Genomic DNA, 23751 nt, shown 5'->3' with positions numbered 1-23751 from the left:
TTAAAAACAATTTTTTGAGTTAATTTGTATTAAAGTGATTTTAATAATTTAATTACATCTTTGGCAACTGCGCCACCTGATGCAGGATTTTGTCCTGTAACAATACGATTATCAGTTACAGTGAATACTGACCAATCAGCATCTTTTACGTAATTAGCACCTTTACGAACAAGTTCATCTTCAGTTAAAAATGGAACGACTTTATCTAGTCCAACAGCAATTTCTTCTGTGTTAGTAAAACCAGTCACTTTAGTATTTTTAATTAAATATTCACCATCACCATTTTTAATATTTAATAATCCAACAACTCCATGACAAACAGCAGAAACAACACCACCGTTAGCGTGAATAGTGCTTGCAATGTTTTGCAGGTTTTCGTCTTCTGCGAAATCCCACATAACTCCATGGCCACCTGCATAATAGATAGCAGCATAATCATTTGGGTTAATAGAGTCAGCGGACAAAGTAGTGCTTAGTTTATTTAAGAAATCAGTATTTGTGTAATACTTCCAATCTAATTCGGTCATTTGTTCCGGTTGCAAACTATGCGGGTCGAGTGGCGTATAACCACCTTTAGGGCTCACATAATCAATTTCATATCCTGCTTTTTCCATTTCAGCTGCAAAGTGAACAGCTTCTCCTAACCATAATCCTGTTGCACGATCTAAATTGGGATACTTAGAGGTATTCGTTACTACTAATAATATCTTTTTCATTATACAATCTCCTTTAAATTTGATACTATCAAGCTTATAGGTTAAACCATACTTTAAGTCAAGGAGGACACCTCGTGTATACAATTCAACAAGCGAGCCTCTTAATTGAAATACCTGCAAGTTCAATTCGATACTATGAAAAAATAGATTTAATTCCACCAATAAAAAGAAATGAACAAAAGCATCGAATATTTGATGAACAAGATATTGAACTTTTAAAATTAATTAAATGTTTTCGAAGTCTAGGCATGTCAATTGAGGATATAAGAGAAAATATATCAACGCTGAATTTAGAGCAGGAAGAGATTAATACACAAGCTATATTAATTCAGCACAAGGAAAAACTAGAAGAGCAAATTGGCATTTTAAATTCTTTTATTAGTGAAATTGATCAGAAAATAATTCCTGCATTATCAGATACAGATTTAAAATAACGTTAAAAGATTAAGCTGAGTGATTCTACTACATCATTCGGCTTTTTTGTTGTTTTAAAATGAAAACATAACTTGTCAATATCATTAATTTACAGGAAGCATAATAACAAATGGGGATGAAAAACAGCTGCCTTGAGCGTGACCTTCTTTAAAATGTTTGAATGCTCCTGTTATTTCACTAAACTTGAGAAAATCAATAATATACGTTTGTGCTACAAAGAAGTTTCAAAAATATGTATTGTTATGGAATTTAAATTTATAAATATGTAAAAATATTGAATAATTTGAATTATATGTTACATAAATAATTCTGTGAGTTATTATTAAATTTATATTAATCAAGGAGGGGATATTGTGAAAAAAACCTTTTTATCAGTTATGTTAACGATGTCATTATTAGTCTCGTTACCATTTTCAGCTTTAGCAAACAATTCTACAAATGAGTTAGCAGCAAGTCAAGAGTCACGAGTAACCATTGATGCTTTTCTTGAAGAAGCTGTCACAGCTTTAACATTTCAGCATGCGTCAGACTATATGAGAGCAGAAGTCATCGGAAATTGGCTTGGTGATTATGAGTTCGAAAATACAAGCAACTATATTACTGAAAATCAGTCTGCACTTATTTTAGTAAAAGCACTTGGTGCAGAAACAAATGAGGAAACGCTCGATGATTATAGAAAAACAGCTGAAAAACTAGGCTTATTTAAAGGTATTTCGGATTTCCAGCCGATTACAAAAGCAAAGGTTTCCAAAATGTTTAGTAATGTAAAGCAATATCAAAACAAAGATATTAATAACACAGGGGTACAGGAAATCTCTGTCGAAGATTTTATGCGGAATCCCGGTAGTTTAGGTTATCAAATGTCTCCAGATGGCCAATACATCGCTTACGCTGCTGAATGGCAAAGTCGCTTAAATGTGTTTATAAAGAACATGGCTGATGAGAGCGAGCCTGTGCGAGTAACAAGTACAACTGATCGAGATATTGCGGGGCTTTTCTGGAAAGATAATAGTATGTATTATTTGAAGGATAACGGGGGAGACGAAAATTATCATATTTACTCGTCTACATTTAACGGTGCAGAAGAAAAAGATTTAACGCCGTACCCGAATGTTGTTGTACTTCCTATTGATTATTTAAAAGATGTTGAAGATGAAATTTTAATCATGATGAACAAAGAAGATGCAACGGTATTTGATGTTTATAAATTAAACTTAAAGACAGGTGCAACAAAGTTAGTAGCAAAAAATCCTGGGAATATTTTAAGCTGGATTCCCGATAGCAATGGACAAATTCGAATGGCTGTAGCATCTGACGGTGTAGTAGGTGCTGTTTTATATCGTGAAACAGAAGAAGAGGAGTTCCAGCCCTTTATCTCGATTGATGCTGGTGAAACAGTTTCACCGCTAGGATTTTCTCGAGACAATCAATCTATTTATGCCGTATCTGATAAGGGTCGAGATAAAGCGGCACTAGTAAAATATGATTTAGAGGGCAAAGAAGAAGTAGTTTTCTCAAATCCACTCGTAGATATTTCAGGGGCTCTTTACAGCTCAACAAAAGATCAACTTCTTTACGCTGCGTATATCACGGATAAAGTTCACTATAATTTCTTCGATAGCGAGTTTGAAAATCTTTTCAATAAAATGAAAGACCAACTCGGTGTAAGTTCAAGTGAATTAGGGATTAACGATTACAATAAGGAAATGACGAAATTTATCGTAAGTGTTTCAAGCGATACTGTGTATGGAAAGTATTATTATTATGACGCTGAAACAGAAACAATGACATTATTAGCAGAGTTAGGCTCATGGTTGGATGCTGGTAATTTAGCGGAGATGCGTTCTATTTCCTATGAAGCGAGAGACGGTCTAATAATCCATGGTTATTTAACACTACCAAAAAATAAAATAGCTGAAAATTTACCGTTAGTTGTCATTCCGCATGGTGGACCATGGGCACGTGATATGTGGGGCTTTAATAATGAAGTACAGTTATTAGCTAATCAAGGCTATGCAGTTCTTCAAGTGAACTTTAGATCATCCACAGGCTACGGTAAAGATTTCCTTGAAGCGGGCAACAAACAATGGGGATTAAAAATTCAGGATGATATTACAGATGGGGTTCAATGGGCAATTGATTTAGGCATTGCTGATGCAGAAAAAATCGGTATTTACGGTGCTTCCTTTGGGGGGTATGCAACTTTGGCCGGTATAACATTCACACCAGACTTATATGCCGCAGCTGTTGATTATGTAGGGGTTTCAAACATCTTTACATTACTGGAAACAATCCCTCCATATTGGGAAACACAACGAAATATGTTCTATGAGCGTGTAGGCCACCCTGAAAAAGATAAGGAACTGTTAAAAGCTGCTTCACCGGTTTTCCATGTCGATAAAATCAAAACACCTTTATTTGTAGCACAAGGGGCGAATGATCCACGTGTGAATAAACAAGAATCAGACCAAATCGTACAGGCACTTAAAAATAGAGGTGTGGAAGTTGAGTATATGGTAAAAGATAATGAAGGACACGGCTTTGCAAATGAAGAAAACCGAATTGAATTTTATAACGCATTGGTAGACTTCTTTGCGGAATATTTAAAGTAAACTATAAAAAATCTATAGAATATTAAAAACGGGGTTATCCGAAAAGCAGAATACTTTTTCGGATAGCCCCGTTTCATATAATTAATTAAATTGTAGATTCAACCGGGAAGAAATTAGGTAATTGTCGTTCACGTTTATCAAGGATAATTTGTTCCGGTTTGATTCCTTGCTCACGCAACACGTCAATGTTTTGCATAATAAACTCGTCGCTGCCGACAACATAAAATAGTCCGTCCGGATCTGCAGCAAGTTTTTTAGCTTCTTCATAGTAATCTTTTCGATTATCAACATACTGTGATGTGAAATTTTTATCAGGTGCAGATTCAAAAACATCAGTAAATAAGAAGTTCTTTGTTGAATCAATATTAAGAGAATGAATACGATTGATGTTATCAGGGCGTTCCAAATAAGTAAGTACAAGCGGTCTGAACGTTGCAAGACCTACACCGGAAGATAATAAATAAATATTTTTATCTTCTCTTTTCAGGGGTACATTTGAATGAATTTTAAATAGTGCAACTTTATCGCCGACTTTTAGATTTCTTAAAATCGATTTAAATTCAGAGCACAGTTCTCTTATGCGAGTTGTAATCCCGACAGTCTGCTCATTTGGTAACGTGGAGATTGACATATGACGAACTAAGCTTTTATTTGGCTGATCACCAGCATTGAAACCTTCTAATGCAAGGTGTGTGTGGGCACCTTCTTCCCATGTAAAGCCTTCAGGAAGGTCGAGCAAAAACGTTTTAACTTCTGTTGTTTCATCAATAATTTTGTTTATTTTCGTCCAGTATATTTGCATAAAACATTCTCCTTAAATAATGCTTATTTTCTTTATAGTTATAGTATATCACAGATGATAAACATTCTCATTTAAAATCATCCGTAATTACGTTAATTTATTGGAAACGCCAGTAGTAGAAAGGGTTATGAGAGCAATAAAAGAAGAACGATTTCCTGGATACAGAAAATCGTTCTTCTTATTTTATTATTATGCAACGATTAAAGCTTCTCTACATTATGGTTTAAGCGCGTAAGAAACTGTTTAAGCTGCTGTAATTCGCTATCTGAAAAATCTTCATAAAGGTCATTCAGAAATTGATCTTTAAACATTGTGCAACCTTCAAGTAATGCTCGTCCTTTATCGGTAATCGTTACAAGAACTTCTCGGTTGTTTTTTGCATTGCGTTGTCGTTCTACATATTGCTGTTCTTCAAGCAGCTTTAAATGGCGCGTAATTGCAGATTGATCGATAGCTAAGGATTGTTGCAGAACCTTTTGAGAAACGCTTCCTTTTTTTAATAAAGAAACTAATATTTCATATCTCGTTAAACTGACTTCTGTTCTTTTTTCAAATATTTGCGTTACATGACGGTCTAATCTTTTTAACATCATGATCATCTGTTTTTTATCATCCAAACAAACTTCCATACTATACCTCCTTACATTGATTGCTCTTCGTTCCAAGTATCCCTATATGGTAGCATTTCCGTTCATTCGGATAAAGTCAAAAAAATTTCAATTGAACATGTCAGGCAAAGGACCCTATAAGTCCATTAGCTAGAGAAACGAATAATTTGTTCGAATGGTAAGCGTGATGAATTACGAGCTGGCATAGCAGCCTTTCCGATAGCAATTAAAATCATCGGCACCTCATTGGCAGGCAGCTCATATCTTTTAGCGAATGCAGCTTTATCAAAGCCGCCCATTATTACTGTGTCATAGCCCATATCCTTCGCTAAAAGTACGATTTGCATAGAAATTAAACCTGAATCCAAATGTGCAATATTACTGCGTTCAGCATCAGAAAAATTGCTGTACGATGCTTCGGAATTTGAAATCATCATATCTGCAATTTCACGTGGCATATAGCCTAACTCAACATTTAAATCATTAATTTGCTTGGCATTTTTATACATTTCGATATCGCCAATGACTGCAATAATTGCAGAGGATGTTTCGATTTGTTCCTGATTAAATCCAGCGATGCGCAACTCTTTCTTTTGCTCCTGATCGTCAATAACAAGGAAGCGCCAAGGCTGCAGGTTACTTGATGATGGAGCTGTTGTTGCCTGTTGAAGTATATGTTGAATTGTCTCGCGAGGAATCGCAACACCAGATTCATATTTACGAACCGATTTACGTTCATCCATTAATTTTTCTAAAGCTGATTTTTGTTGTGACATTTTTTTCACCCTTCTTTATCGAAATTAGAATAGGTTTTTATTTTAGTTGATTAGTCAATGGTTGACAAGTCATATGTCTTATTCGAATTTGGATAGCGGAAAGATATAAAATAAATTAGCTCGCAGCAGCAAAGGAATACCGAGTATAAAAATATACGAGCAGTCTTCTATAGTATTTAAATCAAATGTAAGGGGACTTATGGAATTCCCGCAAGGAGCTATTCGTTTTTTGGGGGGAGGTTAAAAAAATCATATGAAAAAGACAGGGGGAATAAATTCCTCCTGCCTAAAAATTCTTAATCTTGATATTCCTTATAGTGTTCGGATAATTGATTGTTCAAGCGTTCTAATTGAGTGATTTGTGAATGGGGAAATCCATCTATTTTCGTTTTTTGAGAACACATCCAACATGAACAGTGAATTTTCCCTTTTGCAAAATATCCGGTATAGCGAGCATGCCATCCAATTTGTTTCGCAATTTTAAGTTTCCGTTGAATGACTCTTTCACGCTGATGTCGAAAATAGGCTCGACTACGATTTTTAGTATGTGGTTTCATTACCATCAACTCCTTGGGTTAGGGCTCAGCCTGTAAAAGTCCCCCAAAGAATAAATTGGACCGTTACAGGCTGAGTATGATGGCAATAAATATTTTGTTAAGGTTCATATCAGTCACTCCTGGTTAAAATATTTATTTTAATTATACATTAAATGTTGTGTTATTAATAAGAGTTGTGTGGACACATAAATCGGTAAAAGAATTGCATTACAATTGCTGATGCGATCATATCGGACATAGCCAATGCCTCGGCTTCAATTTCATCAAACAATTCAATATCCGTTTGATAATCTTTTTGAATCATTGTCACGGCTTCTTTTTTAGTTAACTCTAAATGTTTATAGAACATTTCCTGCAGTGCATCTTTATATAAGTATGGATTTAGATTGCTTAAAAATAAAACAATGTCATCCGCATTTTTATACCATTCTTTTTCTTTAGCATTCACCGTGTTTGTATCTCCTTTGACTGCAGCTGTTACAAGTTCGGCAGCAATTACTAGGTGAGCTTGAATAAGCTTAGCGTAGTAATCCGCAATTTGGTCGCCATAAAATGGGCGCAGACAATTGCCTAAGTCAGTTGCGTTTTGCAGGAGGCGCTTTTGGACAAATGGTAAATCAGGCAATTGGAACACAATGCTAATAATCGTCATTCTGGTCCAATTGACATGCTCCATCCAAAGTAATCGATTCATTGCCATATAGTCTGCCTCTGTTTTACTTATACAACGCTGATCAAGATTGCTCTGTTGCCGAGTTAAAAAATGACGAAGCGGTGCAGTATATTGGGAAAAGGGTTGCGCATAGGAAGCGCTAAGCGGATAAGTAAAACCATTTGTATAAAAAGGATACACTCATACCATTCCTCTCAACTTTTAGATTCAATAGTAATATGAATTTGGGCTTTTTTATTAGCATACTCATCCGCATCGGCGTTTGTGAAAGTGTTCGAGAGGATTTCATATTAGATTCAATGGGGAAGCGACAAATTGGCAAGATAACGCAACCGAACTGCGTGAAATTTACAGCAAAGCTTTTAGATAAACAATGGGATAGAAATTTACTTTCCACACACACTGTTAGTGGAGGTGAGTTGAAATGGGTAACAATAAACATAAAAACAATAAAACTCAGGATAACAAAAAACAGCAGAACCAAAATCAAAATGCTAACAGACCACGAGCAAACAGAGAAGAATTTGCTCAGGAAGTAAACTTTAACCAAAATCAAAATCAAAATCAAAATCAAAATCAAAATCGTAATAAAAACCAAAAACAGAATAATAAAGACTGTTAAGATATTCTAAAGCCTAGCCCCAATATTTTTGGGGTTTGGTTTTTTTTACGTCTGCTGGAATCGGTTTACGTGCTATAAAAAAGGTTGATTTGATTTGATTTGATTTGAAATGAAGAGGGTATTCTAGGATGGAACTGAATATTGGGAGGCGATTTTGTGAAAGGCTGGTTATTTTCAGGTACAAATAAACCATTAGAATTGATTGAGAAAGAAGATCCAAAAGCAATACCGGGTCATGTTGTAATTGATGTGAAAGCTGCTGGACTATGCCACTCAGATGTAGCGGCATTGCAGGATCCAGGCTGGATGCCACTTTTCCCTAATGGGCCTGTTATTATGGGGCATGAGTTCGCCGGGGTAGTGATTGAAGTTGGTGAAGGTGTGAAAAACATTAAAGTCGGGGACCGTGTTGGCGTTAACCCGATGGATAGAGCAACGAAAGTAACTGCCGGATATAACTATGATGGTGGTTATGCGGAAAAAGTGCGTGTTCCTGAGCATCAATGTGTAATTATCCCTGAAGGCGTTTCCTTTGTAGAAGGTGCAGCTTCAACAGATGCCGGTATCACCGCTTATCGTGCTCTTTTTAGTATCGGGCAAGCGAAAGAAGGTACAAAATTAGGAATCATCGGAATCGGCGGACTTGGACAATTTGCTTTACAAATGGCATTAATTAAAGGGTGTGAAGTATATGCAACCGATGTTTCTCCAGATGCGCGTAAACTTGCTGATGAACTGGGTGCCCATAAAGTTTACGATACGATTTTAGAGATGAAAGAAGCTGAATGTGATGTCATTGTTGACTTTGCCGGTTTTGGACAAACAACGTCTGATGCATTGGAAGCTGTAAAAGTACAAGGCACAGTTGTAATTGTTGGTATGGGGAAACTGGAATCCAATATCAATACGTATTTAATGATTACAAAAGAAATTAAACTTTTAGGAAGCAATGGTGGATCGGTAGAAGACTTACAAGGAGTATATGATTGCTTCTCTACTGGTAAAATGAGTCCGAATCTGATTACTATTCCATTTGGAGAAGTCGACAAAGGTATCGAGAAACTGAAAAATCATGAAGTAAAAGGTCGTTTAGTAGCAGTATTTGAGTAGTAAATTTAAGATCATCCTATTTAAACCGTTACGACATAAAAATAGCAGTTCAAATTTTAAGTAAAATTTGAACTGCTTGTTATTTTTGACAGGTTGACCTTTATTGTTTTGTAATTGCTTACTATAGCTTAAATTTTGAAACAGATTCAGATAATTTTTCAACTTGTTTATTTAAGTGCGTAGCATGTGTCGTTACTTCAGAAGTAGCTGATGTTTGTTCTTCGATTGAACTCGCAATTTCCTGCGTCTCTGCTGTAACCTCTGTTGTCATTTCATTAACAACTGCTATTGAAGAGACAACGACATTTTTTTGCTGCTGCATTGTTAAAACATTTTCCATCGTGTTTGAAATCGACATTTTCATATTTTCCAATGTATCGGAAAGCTGTTTAATTGCATTATCTACAGTATTAACTGCTAACTTCTGATCTTCGCTAATCTCATTTGTCTGCTTCATCACTTGAACGAGTTGCTGAGTATCCTCTAAAATACTTAGAATGATTTGCTGAATATTAGTTGTTGCAGCTTTTGAACTTTCTGCTAGGCTTCTTACTTCATCTGCTACAACTGCAAAACCTTTCCCGTGCTCACCTGCTCGAGCAGCTTCAATCGAAGCATTAAGCGCAAGTAAATTTGTTTGTTCAGTAATTTGGGCAATTACATCTGTTACTTTCGAAATGGATTTCGTTTTTCCGTCTAACTGTCCGGTTACGACCGTTACTTCATTGAAAGCTCGCTCTAAATTCGCATAAGATGTTTCCAATTGTTGAACTTTATCAATACTTGTATGCACTTCTACCAATGCTTCGTCAGCATCATTTACCATTTGCTGAGTTTTTAGTTCTATAGATTCAATACCATCAGCCAATACATGAATAGCTGTAGAACCATCATGCATTTTTTCTGCCTGTGTGCTCGTATTCATTGCAATTTCTTCAATGCTGTTTGAGACATTATTTAACGCTTGCTCATTTTCCTTGGCAATAATAGCTAAACTGTTAGAAGAATGCTGGATTTCCATTGAATTTTCATTTACTTGGTTAATTAAATTACGAACTTCATCAAGCATATTGTTGTATTGATTGGCTAAGTCTGCAATTTCATCATTTGACTTTGTTTCGAAACGTGAAATAAAGTCACCGCTTGCTGTTTTTTCAAATACTACTTTAAAGCTTTTTAAAATATCCACTAATTTTCGTGCCATGAAATAGGCGAATAAACATCCAATTATCAAACCAATGGCTAATGAAATCCAGCCTGCAATCGTTAATTTATTTAACTGTTGCACATAACTATCTTCATCTACTAAAGAAACAATTTGCCAGTTATTCTTCTCGATAACTTGTATTTCACCTGTATAATTCACGTCATTCCATACAAACTGTTCAATTTGGTTGTTCCCATTTTTAGCATCTGACATCCAATTAAACTTTTTTTCTAATTCGGAAGTATCTAATAGATCGGTAACTCCAGTAATCTTGCCGGAATTATCGGCAATGATATTCTTACCGTCCCCATCTTCGATAAATGAAGATACAATCAATCCATTTGGATCGACAATCATTAATTTTGAAGATGATTTTGCTTCGATCCCTTCACGAATCTCACCAATTGTAGAGAAGTCAATATCATAGCCGACCGCACCGACAAGTTTATTATCTTTAAATACCGGGGCAATAACAGAAGTCATTAACTTGTTAATACCAGTATCCAAATAGACGTCCATCCATTGCATGTTGGGGTTTGCATTCAATTTTGCAAATGTTTGAGAGTCACGTACATCCCACTCATAATCTATTCCAGGTGTGGAATGCAGTTTGCCGGAATTAAAATCCATGAAGTAGACGGATAAGTAATTTTCATTGTTCTCTTTTATAGTGCTAGTAATTTTATCGATATGTAAAAAATCCACTTGATTTTTTTGTAAAATCGTTTCAATAACCTGACCGAATTGTAAAAGGTTTGTTTCATAAGTTTCCAAACCTAATGACACTTGATCCACAGCATTTTTAGCATTATTAGCAGAAGTCTGTTCATTTTCTTCGGTTAATATATTTCGTACTGTCCACTGACTAAATAAAACAGTGATGGCGACCGCTGAAATAATTGCGAGTGAAATCAACACTATCCACTTGGTTTTTATCTTGAAATTTTTTAGTATATGCATTTTCATCTACCTTTTACCTATGTATTGACTTTCATCCCAAAATGAGGGTATTAAAGACGAATATTAGAATATATTATTATGGGACTTATGTCTATCTATATTTCGGAAAATTATAATATATATTTAAAAGTTATAATTTTTTGATTTATTTTATTATTCATTGCATTTTATGAAATATTTTATATGAAAATTTACGACTAAAGGATAGCTCTGGATTTTTGGTTCAAAATATCCAAGATAGGGCATATAAAAATTATTGATGTTTTTTCTATATAAGTACTGGGAATTTAATGAAATTAGAAACAAAATGAGTGGGTGATAATAATGGATGTATTGGATTGTATTATAATCGGCGGGGGACCGGCTGGATTAAGTGCCAGTTTAGTTTTAGGCAGGGCTAGAAGAGAAGTTGTATTATTCGATGATAACACGAATCGCAATCGCGTGACGCATGAGGCTCGTGGATTTATTACACGGGATCGGACCAATCCTCTGGAGTTTAGAGAAATAGGATTAAAGGAATTGGAGAACTATTCATCAGTATCCTACGTAAACGCAACAGTTACTGAAATAACCAAGGATAAAGATGAAAGATATATTGTCAAAGCATCTAATAAGAAGGAGTATATGACAGAAAAAGTTATACTGGCTACAGGCATACAAGAGGTTTTTTTCATACCTAGCATAAGAAACTACTACGGAAAAAGTTTATTTAGCTGTCCATACTGCGATGGTTGGGAACAGCGGGATAAGCCTTTGGTGGTCATCGCGGAAAAAGAAGACCATGTGTTGCATTTGACTAAATTAATATATAACTGGTCGAAGGATTTAGTTGTTTTAACAAATGGCCTTGAACTTTCGAAAGAGGCGGCAACACAGTTAGAAAAGCGGAATATCGAAATAATAGAAGATCGGATAAAAACTTTAATTGGTAATGACGGGTTTTTAGAAAAAATAGAATTTGAATCAGGAGAAATGCTTCAACGCTCTTTTGGTTTTGTAGCGCCAACATATTACCGTCCGAATAAGCTTGTGGAAATGTTAGGTTGTGAGGTACATGAAAATGGAAAAGTCATAACGGATGGGGTTGGCAGAACTTCTGAGAAAAATGTCTATATCGCTGGAGAAACTGAAACAGCCCGACCGTCTTCATTAATGATTTCGGCCGCCAGAGGAAATAAAGCCGCAGTTTCAGTAAATGTCGATCTTACGGAGGAACGTTTTTAATCAGGGAATAGAAAAAGAGCAATAAATTTACGAAACGGATTTTTGAAAAAGAATTCGTTTTTTTCTATTGAGTATGTCTAAACAGGTTATGCTAATCTATCTCTTACATATAAATATATTAGAGGTTTATTTAATCTATAAATAAGTTGATATTACAGTAAAAACTATCGGAAATAAATAAGTACGCAGAAATGGCTGCGTTAATTGGAAGGTGTATACGATGAGAAAGATTATTTTATCAACTGACAGTGGGGCAGATTTACCGAAAGAACTGGTTGAAAAATATCAAATTCAAGTAGCTCCTATGCATATCATTATGGATGGGAAAGATTATTTGGACGGGGAACTCTCTGTAGAGGAAGTTTTTGATTATTATAGTCGTACTAAGAAAATTCCATCTACTGCAGCTACTAATGTACAGGAATATTATGATTTATTTTCAAAAATCAGATCTAATTTTCCGGATAGTATTATTATTCATATTGGGTGCACATCAAAAGCAACTGTCACTTTTCAAAGCGCGGTCATTGCATCAAAAGAATTTGACGATATTTTCCTTGTGGACTCATTAAATATAACAGGAGGATTAGCTGCGATCGTTATGTATGCAGCCATTCTGCTTGAAAATGAACCTTCCATTGACCATATTCGCTTAATAGAGAAAATAGAATCCTTTGTTCCGAAAACACGGCTTGCGATTCTACCAGGTAGTCTTGATTTTTTGAAAGCAGGTGGAAGAGTCAGTAATCTTGTTTATCTTGGGGGAGCATTGTTGAAAATAAAGCCCTGCATTGAATTAAAAGAGGGGAACCTTGTTTCAAAAAGAAACTATCGCGGGAAGATGAGTATAGTAGCAGAAAAATTTATGCGTGATTTTTTAAATGAATATAATATTGATAGAAAGCTGCTATTTTTGATTTACTCAATAGGACTTGATGAAACTATTAAAACCCGGATGGTTGAAATTGCAAGGGGAAAAGGATTCGAAGATGTGAAATGGATGCAAGCGGGAGCTGGAATATCTACACATGCTGGTCCAGGAGGAGTTGGTATTGCTGGATTAGAATATTAGCTCACAAAAAGTTATAACGTTTCGATAATTGAGGGGTAGATACAGTATAGATAAAATTGTATGGATATCGGCCTTGCCCTTATTATGTCATTTCGTTTGAAAAGAGAGCGTTAGCCTGAAAATAAATAGATAAAAGAACGAATCCTCACAGTGGATTCGTTCTTTTATTATTATAAATATAAACTCATAGCGATGATTTGTGCTGGAAAGGGCATTTACCTTGGATAGGTATGATATCGTCGCCGATAAAGGATTGTTTCCATTCGTTATGTGTCGGATCTCCAAAGTGTCCGATATCGGGATGCTTCGGAAGCTGATCCCAAACTTCCACACGTTTCCGCACTTTTTCCCTGGACATAATACCGCCTTTTTCGGTACCCTCTAAACCTTGGAATATTTTACGAGGCTGAAATCCGAGTACCATTGCATTTCCTAAATGGCGGGTTTTGCGCTTCTTATATGCAGGAGCATTTCCAAATACAAAGATAGGCTCTCCAGCGAAATGAAAATCCCACAAATAATGGTCCGGGTCACGAGGACTGTTTTCCGGCCATTCTACTTTATCTACTGTATGTAGGTACTGGAGGATATCCCAAAACTGTTGACGGTAATCATCTAGCGCCCCTTCTTGTTCAAAAGGCTCAACAAATACAAAGAGACCGTGCCTTTTATAATCGGGCTGTTTAAATAAATCTAAAAAACCTTCTACTGCGAGGGGTAAGTTACTCCAGTCGTCCTGTGCAATATACGCATAGCGAAGTTCGCCTTTTAATTCGCCGCTCATTCCAAAAAAGCACGGGAATGTTTTATCTGTTACTGTATTATGAAAAGTTTCATATTCTTTATAGAGCCAACTTGGCAAGTCCGTTCGATTGTGGAAATCTTCTTTTGTTAATAGTGCCTGCCCTTTCGTAATCATACTATCTCCTCCGTTAATGTTCTTCGCCTAATTCTTATTGCAATTCCATACCCCAACGAAAATTTCTTAAAACAATAGTATTCACCTTGTAATGATCACAAAGAGTTTTTGAAATCGCAAAAATAGGGAATAGTATAAGGTGAATCAAGAACTTGGAGGATGACTTATGGTAAAAATATTTTCGAAGCAATCTCAAATAGTATGTCAAAGTGAGTATGGAACTTTAAAAAAGGTCGTGTTATGCGAACCTAAATATATGGAAATTAAAGAAGTAATTAATGATGTTCAAAAAAAATATATGAAAGATAATATTGATCAAGATCTTGCGATAGCCCAGCATCGAAAGTTTGAACAAACGCTTCGCAATGCTGGTGTGGAAGTAATTAAACTACCACCTAGTAAAGACCATCCGGAACAAGTATTTACAAGAGATATTGGTTTTACTATTGGTGATCAGTTGTTTGTTTCAGAGATGGCAAATTCTATACGTCAAGGTGAAGATGAAGTTTTGGCGCAATGGCTGAATGAAAATAAAATTTCTTATCATAACCTTTCTGTACATTCTATTGAAGGTGGCGATGTGATTATTGACGGCAATAGAGTTTTTGTCGGAATTAGTGATCGCACATGCAAGAGAGCCATTCAAAATTTACAAAAAGAACTGCCCGATTATGAAATTCTTCCAATACCGTTTAACCCAAAATATTTACATTTAGACTGTGTATTCAATATTCTTTCATCAAAAGATGCACTTATTTTTCCGGATGCATTCAAACCAGAAGTAGTCAAACTTTTGTCGAGTATGTATCACTTAATCGAAGTAAGCGAAAACGAGCAATTTTCAATGGGGACAAACGTACTTTCTATTGGACAAAATCGTGTGCTGAGCTTGCCGGTTAACCGTGATGTGAATTATCAAATGAGACAGCATGGCTATGAAGTGCTGGAAGTCGACTTTTCAGAAATCATTAAATCGGGCGGCTCGTTCAGATGCTGTTCGATGCCAATTGTAAGGCAGTAAAATTTGATGCCTTAACATTTTCCTAATTCGCATTCGATTTTAATATATGTATTTAATACAACGCTCATTCTAAAAGTTGTGCATCCCGCATTTCCTTTTTAGTGTATATTTAAGGTGAATACGCAAAAAAGATTGCAGCAGTGACTGCATTTTTGAAAGGAAGGTACAATGAAAAGAATTATTTTATCGACTGAGAGTGGTGCAGATATACCGAAGGACCTAGTTGAAAAACATCAAATTCAAGTAGTACCGATGCACGTTATTATGGATGGAAAAGATTATTTGGACGGTGAGCTGTCTGTAGAAGAAGTTTTTGATTTTTATGATCAAACGAAAAAAATTCCGTCTACAGCTGCGACAAATACCCATGAATATCAAGGTTTGTTTACAAATATTCGATTAAAGTTTCCTGAAAGCATTATCATTCACATTGGCTATACGTCAAAAGCATCTGCTTCCTTTCAAAGTGCGGTTATTGCAGCAGCAGATTTTGACGATCTTTTCCTGATTGATGCATTAAATGTAACGGGGGGATTAGGTGCAGTAGTGATGTATGCAGCAAATCTACTTGAAGAAGAGCCTGACATTAGCCATGAGCACTTAATTGCAAAAGTTGAATCAATTGTCCCTAAAACAAGGCTGGCTTTCCTGCCCGGAAGTTTAGACTTTTTAAAAGCAGGGGGACGGGTCAGTAATATTGCATATATCGGTGGTGCATTGCTTAAAATAAAGCCTTGCATTGAGTTAAAAGAAGGTAAGCTCGTTTCAACTAGAAAATACCGTGGCAAGATGGACATTGTTGCAGAAAAACTTATGAGGGATTATTTAAATGAATACAATATTGATCGGAAGCAATTATATTTAATCTACTCGATAGGACTTGATGAACAGATTAAGAAGCGTTTAGAAGAAGTGGCGAAGGAAGCCGGTTTCGAAAATGTAAGGTGGATCCAGGCCGGTGCGATGATTTCAACTCATGCGGGTCCTGGAGGATTTGGTATTGCTGGCATCGAATCATAAAAAAATAAGAAAGAACCTGGAGTTTTTAATTCCAGGTTCTTTTTTGATTATCACTTTTGCTCCTCCATGACACACTGCCTCGCTTTCAGATTAAATTTTAGATTACTCCAAAAATATTCTGTTTAAGCTCATTCAGTTTTTGTTGGTCCTTTTGAGATTGATCTTTCGCACTCATCGGGTTAACCCTCCAGTCACTTAGATTTGAAGTGAAATCTTTAATAGTATAGGCCGTATTTCATTTTTTAAACATTAATCGCAAAAAAAAATAAAAATTATGAGGTGTTCAATTGTATCATCTGAACAATAAGAAAGAACCTGGAGTTTTTAATTCCAGGTTCTTATTTTGATTACCACTTATGATCCTCCATGACACACTGCCTCGCTTTCAGATTAATTTTAGATTGCTCCAAAAATACTCTGTGTAAGCTTATTCAGTTTTTGTTGGTCCTTTTGAGATTGATCATTCGCACTCATCGGGTTAACCCTCCCAGTCACTTAGATTTGAAGTGAAATCTTTAATAGTATAGGTCATATATCATTTTTTATACAAAAAGTTTTAAAACTTCTCCGGAAAATAATTTGGATTCCAAGCGTTAAAAATTGTCTTCATATAAATAAATTGGTGTTCAGTTGATTACAGCATACATTCATTAAATATAAGCAAAATAAATAAGAATCCAATTCGTTTTTAGGAGGTGAAAAAGTATGGCGAAAAAAAGTAAAACGAGCTTCACTAAGAACAAAAAAGAAAAAAAGGATACGAATCGCCGTGAAGAGTATTCGAAAGAGTTTAATCAAGTAATTCACAATAACCCGCCGCAAGAAGTTACAAAGCATAGAGGAACATAAGGATGCCATGCACCGGGATATCTTTTTGATGCCCGGTGCATGTGATTTCCGCAACTTATTGTTATAATATGTATAAGAAATATGAATACATAAAGGAAGATGAATATGACATTTGAAGAAATTTTGCCTCGTTTAAAAAATGGTGAGAAAATAATCCGTAAAGGCTGGGGCGGTGCTGAACTATATGTAAAATATGTGCCTGCGACTACATTGGATGGCTTGGATATGAACCCGTATTTTGTTATTAATGTAACAGGTGAAGGGTATACGATGTTTACACCGACGGTTTGTGATATTTTAGCGGATGATTGGGAAATCGTTCTATAAGGAATTTATGCTGGCTTGTTTTTATGCAAGTCAGTTATTTTTTTGGAGGGAATTACAGTGGAAAAGCAATTTAAAAATAAAGTCGTCGTTATAACGGGTGCTGCATCTGGAATCGGACGAGCGCAAGCTGCTGCCTTTTTAAATGAAGGGGCTACTGTTATTGGGATCGATATTCAGAAAGCATATTTAACAGACGACAAGTATCATCACTATGCAGGAAGTGTAACAGATCAACAGTTTATTGAAAAAACGATTGGACAATTAGAATCAATAGATATTTTATGTAATACTGCCGGTATCCTTGATGGGTATGTCCCGTCACTTGAAACAGAAGAAGCACTTTGGGACAAAATCTTTAATGTGAATGTAAAAGGGATGTTCTTAGTAACGAATGCAGTATTGAAGAAAATGCTTAACCAAAAGCGCGGTGTTATCGTAAATATGGCATCGATTGCAGGAATGATTGCTGGTGGCGGGGGAGCCGCATATACCGCTTCCAAACATGCTGTAATCGGTTATACAAAACAGCTTTCCTATGATTATTGTAAGGAAGGAATACGTGTCAACGGAATTGCACCGGGTGCGATTGAAACACCGATGAATGCGGCCGATTTTGAAGGGTCAGGCGAAATGGCGAAGTTAGTAGCTGAGCAAACACCTGCGGGCAGATGGGCCAAACCGGAAGAGGTTGCAAATGTTACGTTATTTTTAGCGAGTGAAGCAAGCGATTATATGCATGCAACAATTTTACCGATTGATGGTGGATGGATGAACAAATAAAGTATTGCCATTATTTAATATTTACTCCATAATGAATGGGTGCAAAATCACACTATGGCACTTTGGCAGGGTACTAGCACCCATGCTCCTTTGGTCATAGTTATCAGTAAAATAGCCAGTACAAGCTATTTTATAAAGGAGGAAATTAAATAATGGAAAATTCTGTTTCATCATCACGTGTCAGCGTGCATGAAACAGCAAAAGTTGCGATCGTTGCTTCTCTTTATGTAGCAGTGACGCTTGTTTTGGCTGTCATTAGTTTCGGAGCCGTACAATTAAGGCTTTCGGAAATGTTTAACTATTTAGTGCTATTCCATAAACGTTACATAGTAGCAGTAACATTAGGTGTAGTCATTGCGAACCTCTTTTCACCGATGTGGTGGATTGATGTACCAGTAGGCGGGATTGCTACACTGATTGTATTGGTTATTTGCCGAATCGTTACAAAAAATATGAAAAACTTAGTGTTAAAAATTGTTGTAACCGGTATTATTTTTACGGCATCCATGTTTACAGTTGCAGCCCAGTTGATGATTGTTTTTGATCTGCCATTTTGGCCAACGTACGGAATGGTAGCAGTGGGAGAAGCCTTTTCAATGCTAGTAGGCGGCGTCACAATTTATTTATTGCAAAAGAAAATTGATTTTACAAAATAAAAATTAAAAATCCGTTAAATATAAGAAGCAGACAGTTCAAAGTTGAACGTGTCTGCTTTTGCTTTTCTTCGTATTATTTACGTGAAATACTCAAGTTTCGCATTTGGAAAGAACTTTTCCATATAGCTGTAGAGCTTTTCTTTCATTTCATCCTCTTCGTTCTTTTGATAAATATACTTACTAATTCCGTATTTCCCCCACTTCACGCGTCTTACAGATTCGTCCAATTTTAGCTTCGTCTTCGGATAGTTTTTATTAATCACATTTTTAGCAGCCTTTGTAAAACGGTGCTGAATAAATTCGAATGTAATGTCTTCCCTAACGTCTTGGGGGAGTTCGGCGTCAAGTCGTTCAAACATATGATAGTAACCTTCCTGCCATCCTTCATGAAGGTAAATGGGTGCTACGATAAATCCAAGAGGATAACCCGCTCTCGCTACTTTGCCGGCTGCTTCAATTCGCTGGGCGAGCGAAGATGTACCCGGTTCGAAATTTTTTATGACATAATCCGCATTAATACTAAAACGAAATCTTGTATGACCATTATGTTTTGCATCGAGTAAATGATCAACATGATGAAATTTCGTAACAAACCTTAACCTGCCCAACTCAGTTTGGCCGAAATGCTCTATCGCTTTCTTTAATGAATGTGTTAAATGATCCAACCCTACAATATCGGAAGTACAGGCCGCTTCAAACCGGGTGATTTCAGGAGCACGTTCTTCAATATATTGATCCGCTGCTTCAAATATTTCCTCGACATTCACATATGTGCGAATGTACGGTTTGCTTCCCATTGTTGTTTGTAAATAGCAATAATGACAGTGACCCATACACCCTGTAGCAAGCGGAATAGCATATTCAGCGGATGGCTTGGACGTATCAAACTTCAAAGTTTTGCGAATACCAACGACAAGTGTAGATTTTGCGATTCGATACTTTTGCAAATCAGTGTCTCCGGGGAAGTTTCGTATTTGGTTATGGGAGGTTGTATAACGTATCTCAATGCCCAACGCTTCAAACTTTTCTTTTAATTCTTTGCCGAGCGGATAGTCCAATGCTTTCGGTTCAAAATAAACAAGCTGCGGCACGAAAGGTTTATTCATGTTTTTTGCACAACACCTTTCTTTTAGATTTGCATTAGTTTGCCTTAAGAAAGCCGCATTTATGAGGTGGTAATTATTGCAGTATCTAGCTTATTTCTTTCCTTTTATATGTAATTTTCTCGAAAAAAAAAGACTCCTTAAAATTCGCTAATCAGTCTTGAACCAACCAGTATCCTGAGCCCGAGTTGTTGAAGAGAGGAGTCTTGTTTAAATAAGCTTAAAAGTAATAATTTGTGAAAGGTGATTCTAAAAGTGGGGTGCATGTTTGTTGGGTAGTATTGTATTGCTTAACTGGCATTAATTCATTTTTCTCAATCATCACGATACGATCCATTAGTTCATCCGTTAATTGCTTCGAACTTGTGGAAACGACTAAATCCAGTAATCCAAGCAGTGCTGCGAAATCAAAAACTTTGAAGCGATAGCCTAGTGGAATCGCTGGTATACCTGCAGCCATAGATAGTAAATTGGCATGGAGTTTAAAGTTTATCGTTGCAGTACACGTCGATAATTTATTAATCATTTGCTGTTCGGTATAAAGGTTTTTGTCTAACTGTACATTTTCTGTGTCGCCGATTTTATTATAAAGTCTTTCGCAAGGGGATATATCGTCTGACCACATCGTGTATATCAGTATTTTATAACCCTTGTCAATTAGTCTTTTCACTGCTGCGACTAATTGGTCTTCTACTGAACTTTCATTTGCTCCATATAAGCGATTAAATGTTGTTCCCCAATTGATTCCGATAATTTTTTCTTGTACATGAGGCTTCAATGCGTCTTTATTTTGTAATAGTAAAGCAGGATCGCCAATTATTTTAACCTTTTCGGATTTTTCTTTGCCCACCATAATTTCGATCGCTTTTTTTGTTAGAGGACCTCGAACACCTACAAAAAGCGCATGCTCCAAAACTTCTTCCAGTACATCAATATCTTTTTGTTTAAAGTTTTGTTCTAATGAAGCCAGTTGATCATTTATCAATAAATTTAGATTTGATTCTTCAATCCAATCTAACCCGGATCCCCATATGAGTACTGATTTTTCTTTATGAATAGCATTTTGAAGAATTTCAAGGTAGCCCGGCAATAATAATGAGCCTCCGCCTAATACAACCGTATCAAATTCGTCGAGGTTTTTTAAATCAGTTCCAGGCATTGATGGCTTAACAATGATTTTATCTTTATCCAAGTATTTGGTGCATGTATCTCTGAAAATATGCCATAACAGTTCATCACCCAAATTATTAAACCCGATCCAGCCTATATATAAAACCTTTTTCATTTTTCCATCCCACCTTTTATTGTCTCGGAATAAACTTTCAATGTTTCTTTTACTACATTATTAATGTTAAACAGTTCCTCGGCTATTTTTCTTGCTGTAATCCCGTTTAGTTTAAGGTGATTTTGATCCATCAGAATTTTCTTCAAATCATCCCGTAATAAATGTCTGCTGCAAGCTGCTTTTGATCCGTGGTCTCCAAAATAATGACTCCAGGCATCTTCGAAATTGTTTATATCCACAATCCCAAAATACCCGTGGTTGCCGACTGCAACAACTTGTTTTTCAGAAGCCATAGCCTCTAAAGCTACACGGCCTGTGCCTACAACACAATCTGCTGCTGAGTAATAGGGGTGCATATTTTTTTGCTCTCCTACTATATGGATAAAAGCCTCATCACACATTTCTTCAATCATTCGAGCTAATGATTTTATCTCGCTCAATTTATTGCCGTCACCCACTATAATGACATGAAGATTAGGGATAGTATTTAATTTGAGATCTTTGCAAGCTCTTAAAAAAATAGAACAAACTTGTGCTTTTGCCCATGTGATTCTGCTGGCATAGAGAAGAACTGGAGCATCTTCAGGTATTTTCAATTCACTTCTAACATCTTTTACAGCGGAATTTCTTGGATAATCCTCTAAATTGATTCCGTTTGGTATTAAATAAGGGTTTTCTATATCAAATGTTTTTATATAATTGCATAAAGGAGGGCTCACACAGATGACTGCATCGGATAATTTAAGGAGTTCTTGTATTTCATGGTTAGGATAATACGTTCCGTGTATTGTGATGACGGTAGGGATATTTCTGTTTTCGGCCGCTTTACCAGCTAAATATCCGGAAGGGGTCTGATGAATATGAACATGGGTAATATTTTCGGTCTCGATAATTTTCTCAACTTCTTTTACTAATATAATTTCATGATCTTTTTCCAAAGAGATTGATTTTGGAAATTCGATTGAATAAATAGGGCAATTTAATGCTTCGAATGCATCAACTAAACTACCGGTTTTATTTGCTGCAATCGCCACAAAAATATTATTTTTAACCAGTTCTTTTGCCAACCCTAATACATGAGTTTCGGTTCCCCCGATATATAAAGCATCTACTACTATTAAAATCCTTTCGTCAGCCACTCTTTTCACCTCCATAAAAAGTTTTGGAACGTTGTTGATCATGTTTCCGGTAGTAATATAAAATGTCTTTCAGATTCTCTATTTTTAATTTTGCATTTAAAAATTTAACGATGAATTCATAATCTTCTGCTCCGACGATTCTTCGAGTCGGGCCACCAAGCAAATCAAATACTTTTCCGCGAAATAAAATTGTTCCGTGACACACACAGTGACCTCCTGCTTCGTAACATTTCCGTATAGACTCACCATACTTCAACCAGTCGGCCGTTTTACCGAGCACTTCCAAGTTTTCATCATAAAATACTTGGTAATTTGATCCGACTAAATCGTAATCTGGATTGTTTAACAAAAAATCTACTTGTTTTTCAAAACGCAGAGGGTGCGAAATATCATCTGCATCATTAACTGTAATATACTCGCCGGAACTCATAAAATAGCCGATTGTTAGGGCCCCGGCAAAGCCTGTATTTACAGGTAGATTACATACAATAACCGAAAAAGAAGGTTTTGTATTTTCCAGCCAGTCTTCAACTATTTTGGATGTATTGTCAGTTGACGCATCATTTATAAGAATGACTTCCATTTTATTGTATTTTTGCGACTGAAGACCGTCTAGGCAATTTACTATAAATTGCGCGGCATTATAGCATGGAATAACTACACTTACTAATCCTTCTTGTCTTTCCTTCATAGCTCTCACCTCAGTAATAGGATATGAATCTTATTTCACAAAAATTGTGCGGCATACTTATATTTTTTTGGGAATCTTGAAAAATAGAATATTTACCCAAACAAGTTTCTCCAGCAAACATATCCTTTTAACATAACTTCATAAAGGGGGGTAAATATGTGGCAATTACGTAATATTCTCGGAACTTTAAAAGGATCGAGTCTCACAGTTGCAACGGAATATGGAAAAGTCACGGGTACGTTATTAGAAGTAAACTTTGACTATATAACACTTTCTTCAAACTCAAACTTTCTGTATATTCCATTAACGAACATTAAAAATATAGCTTACTAAAAAAGGAGGGGATTAGATTGAATGGCATTTTGTATATTCAGCTTTTGAGGTTATTAAACCAAGAAATAACTGTTGCAGTTGGTGAGGAACTTATTACCGGAACATTGGAATCGGTAAATCAAGATTTCCTGACTTTAACAGAATCTACAGACACGTATGAACGAGAAAGTACAACAAGAATTATTGTTTTAGAGCAAATCAGTTATATACAAGTACCGATGTTTGGTTAAGAGCGTAAATGATGAGGCAAT

General features: G+C 36.0%; 26 protein-coding genes. 14 read left to right on the top strand and 12 right to left on the bottom strand.

What is annotated here, in order from left to right:
- Positions 1-29: 29 nt before the first annotated feature.
- Positions 30-716, bottom strand: coding sequence for a type 1 glutamine amidotransferase domain-containing protein (locus M3166_RS15540; RefSeq protein WP_251690764.1), 687 nt, complete (start codon positions 714-716; stop codon positions 30-32).
- A gap of 74 nt (positions 717-790) precedes the next feature.
- Here M3166_RS15540 and M3166_RS15535 point away from each other — a divergent pair, with 74 nt between their 5' ends.
- On the top strand, positions 791-1150 hold the full coding sequence (locus M3166_RS15535; RefSeq protein ID WP_251690763.1) for a MerR family transcriptional regulator: 360 nt from the start codon (positions 791-793) through the stop codon (positions 1148-1150).
- A 354-nt stretch (positions 1151-1504) separates the two neighbouring features.
- A complete protein-coding gene (locus tag M3166_RS15530; RefSeq protein ID WP_251690762.1) occupies positions 1505-3763 on the top strand; it encodes a S9 family peptidase in 2259 nt (752 codons plus the stop codon).
- Positions 3764-3848: 85 nt separating this feature from the next.
- Here M3166_RS15530 and M3166_RS15525 read toward each other — a convergent pair whose 3' ends face one another.
- The 5 genes from M3166_RS15525 to M3166_RS15505 form a co-directional block, all read right to left on the bottom strand.
- Positions 3849-4565, bottom strand: coding sequence for a dihydropteridine reductase (locus M3166_RS15525; protein WP_251690761.1), 717 nt, complete (start codon positions 4563-4565; stop codon positions 3849-3851).
- 200 nt (positions 4566-4765) lie between these two features.
- The gene (locus tag M3166_RS15520; RefSeq protein ID WP_251690760.1) at positions 4766-5194 is read right to left on the bottom strand and encodes a MarR family winged helix-turn-helix transcriptional regulator; all 429 of its coding nucleotides are present in this window, start codon (positions 5192-5194) and stop codon (positions 4766-4768) included.
- A gap of 125 nt (positions 5195-5319) precedes the next feature.
- A complete protein-coding gene (locus M3166_RS15515) occupies positions 5320-5949 on the bottom strand; it encodes a nitroreductase family protein (RefSeq protein ID WP_251690759.1) in 630 nt (209 codons plus the stop codon).
- Between the two features lie 296 nt (positions 5950-6245).
- On the bottom strand, positions 6246-6506 hold the full coding sequence (locus M3166_RS15510; RefSeq protein WP_251690758.1) for a hypothetical protein: 261 nt from the start codon (positions 6504-6506) through the stop codon (positions 6246-6248).
- Between the two features lie 163 nt (positions 6507-6669).
- On the bottom strand, positions 6670-7359 hold the full coding sequence (locus tag M3166_RS15505) for a hypothetical protein (RefSeq protein WP_435368085.1): 690 nt from the start codon (positions 7357-7359) through the stop codon (positions 6670-6672).
- Between the two features lie 244 nt (positions 7360-7603).
- Here M3166_RS15505 and M3166_RS15500 point away from each other — a divergent pair, with 244 nt between their 5' ends.
- Entirely contained in the window at positions 7604-7801 is a 198-nt protein-coding gene (locus M3166_RS15500) for a hypothetical protein (RefSeq protein ID WP_251690756.1), read from the top strand.
- A gap of 156 nt (positions 7802-7957) precedes the next feature.
- Entirely contained in the window at positions 7958-8911 is a 954-nt protein-coding gene (locus tag M3166_RS15495; protein ID WP_251690755.1) for a zinc-binding dehydrogenase, read from the top strand.
- Between the two features lie 121 nt (positions 8912-9032).
- Here M3166_RS15495 and M3166_RS15490 read toward each other — a convergent pair whose 3' ends face one another.
- On the bottom strand, positions 9033-11036 hold the full coding sequence (locus M3166_RS15490) for a methyl-accepting chemotaxis protein (RefSeq protein WP_251690832.1): 2004 nt from the start codon (positions 11034-11036) through the stop codon (positions 9033-9035).
- Positions 11037-11402: 366 nt separating this feature from the next.
- On the opposite strand from M3166_RS15490, the gene M3166_RS15485 reads away from it, so the two are divergent.
- Together M3166_RS15485 and M3166_RS15480 are read left to right on the top strand one after the other, a co-directional pair.
- A complete protein-coding gene (locus tag M3166_RS15485) occupies positions 11403-12305 on the top strand; it encodes an NAD(P)/FAD-dependent oxidoreductase (protein WP_251690754.1) in 903 nt (300 codons plus the stop codon).
- A 220-nt stretch (positions 12306-12525) separates the two neighbouring features.
- Positions 12526-13377 (top strand): DegV family protein, encoded by an 852-nt coding sequence (locus M3166_RS15480; RefSeq protein WP_251690753.1) that lies wholly within the window; start codon positions 12526-12528, stop codon positions 13375-13377.
- Positions 13378-13561: 184 nt separating this feature from the next.
- On the opposite strand, the gene M3166_RS15475 is transcribed toward M3166_RS15480, so the two are convergent.
- A complete protein-coding gene (locus tag M3166_RS15475) occupies positions 13562-14296 on the bottom strand; it encodes a YqcI/YcgG family protein (protein WP_251690752.1) in 735 nt (244 codons plus the stop codon).
- Positions 14297-14462: 166 nt separating this feature from the next.
- Between M3166_RS15475 and M3166_RS15470 the strand changes: the two genes are divergently transcribed.
- The 6 genes from M3166_RS15470 to M3166_RS15445 all read left to right on the top strand — a co-directional run bounded on the left by M3166_RS15470 (position 14463) and on the right by M3166_RS15445 (position 18949).
- Complete coding sequence (locus tag M3166_RS15470) at positions 14463-15317, top strand: dimethylarginine dimethylaminohydrolase family protein (RefSeq protein ID WP_251690751.1); 855 nt, start codon at positions 14463-14465, stop codon at positions 15315-15317.
- A 168-nt stretch (positions 15318-15485) separates the two neighbouring features.
- Positions 15486-16337, top strand: coding sequence for a DegV family protein (locus tag M3166_RS15465; protein WP_251690750.1), 852 nt, complete (start codon positions 15486-15488; stop codon positions 16335-16337).
- Between the two features lie 705 nt (positions 16338-17042).
- Positions 17043-17186 (top strand): hypothetical protein, encoded by a 144-nt coding sequence (locus M3166_RS15460; RefSeq protein WP_014822645.1) that lies wholly within the window; start codon positions 17043-17045, stop codon positions 17184-17186.
- 105 nt (positions 17187-17291) lie between these two features.
- Complete coding sequence (locus M3166_RS15455) at positions 17292-17513, top strand: DUF2829 domain-containing protein (RefSeq protein ID WP_014822646.1); 222 nt, start codon at positions 17292-17294, stop codon at positions 17511-17513.
- 57 nt (positions 17514-17570) lie between these two features.
- Complete coding sequence (locus tag M3166_RS15450; protein WP_251690749.1) at positions 17571-18293, top strand: 3-oxoacyl-ACP reductase; 723 nt, start codon at positions 17571-17573, stop codon at positions 18291-18293.
- A gap of 152 nt (positions 18294-18445) precedes the next feature.
- On the top strand, positions 18446-18949 hold the full coding sequence (locus M3166_RS15445) for a QueT transporter family protein (protein WP_251690748.1): 504 nt from the start codon (positions 18446-18448) through the stop codon (positions 18947-18949).
- A gap of 77 nt (positions 18950-19026) precedes the next feature.
- Here the strand turns inward: M3166_RS15445 and splB are convergent, their stop codons facing one another.
- From splB to M3166_RS15425, 4 genes are all read right to left on the bottom strand, one after another.
- Entirely contained in the window at positions 19027-20055 is a 1029-nt protein-coding gene (splB, locus tag M3166_RS15440; protein ID WP_251690747.1) for a spore photoproduct lyase, read from the bottom strand.
- A 217-nt stretch (positions 20056-20272) separates the two neighbouring features.
- A complete protein-coding gene (locus tag M3166_RS15435; RefSeq protein WP_251690746.1) occupies positions 20273-21337 on the bottom strand; it encodes a polysaccharide pyruvyl transferase family protein in 1065 nt (354 codons plus the stop codon).
- Complete coding sequence (locus M3166_RS15430; protein WP_251690745.1) at positions 21334-22476, bottom strand: glycosyltransferase; 1143 nt, start codon at positions 22474-22476, stop codon at positions 21334-21336. Before M3166_RS15430 ends, M3166_RS15435 begins: the two co-directional genes overlap by 4 nt.
- Positions 22469-23167: a glycosyltransferase family 2 protein gene (locus M3166_RS15425; protein WP_251690744.1), complete on the bottom strand. Its 699-nt coding sequence runs from the start codon at positions 23165-23167 to the stop codon at positions 22469-22471. The genes M3166_RS15430 and M3166_RS15425 overlap by 8 nt, the downstream gene beginning before the upstream one ends.
- Positions 23168-23323: 156 nt before the next feature.
- Here M3166_RS15425 and M3166_RS15420 point away from each other — a divergent pair, with 156 nt between their 5' ends.
- On the top strand, positions 23324-23500 hold the full coding sequence (locus tag M3166_RS15420) for a DUF2642 domain-containing protein (RefSeq protein WP_251690743.1): 177 nt from the start codon (positions 23324-23326) through the stop codon (positions 23498-23500).
- Between the two features lie 17 nt (positions 23501-23517).
- Positions 23518-23730 carry a hypothetical protein gene (locus tag M3166_RS15415; protein WP_251690742.1) on the top strand — a complete coding sequence of 71 codons (213 nt, stop codon included), beginning with the start codon at positions 23518-23520 and terminating at the stop codon, positions 23728-23730.
- The last annotated feature ends 21 nt before the right edge of the window (positions 23731-23751 follow it).

This window comes from Solibacillus isronensis (assembly GCF_023715405.1).
GTDB lineage: Bacteria > Bacillota > Bacilli > Bacillales_A > Planococcaceae > Solibacillus > Solibacillus isronensis_B.
This window is presented reverse-complemented; position numbering and strand designations above follow the sequence as displayed.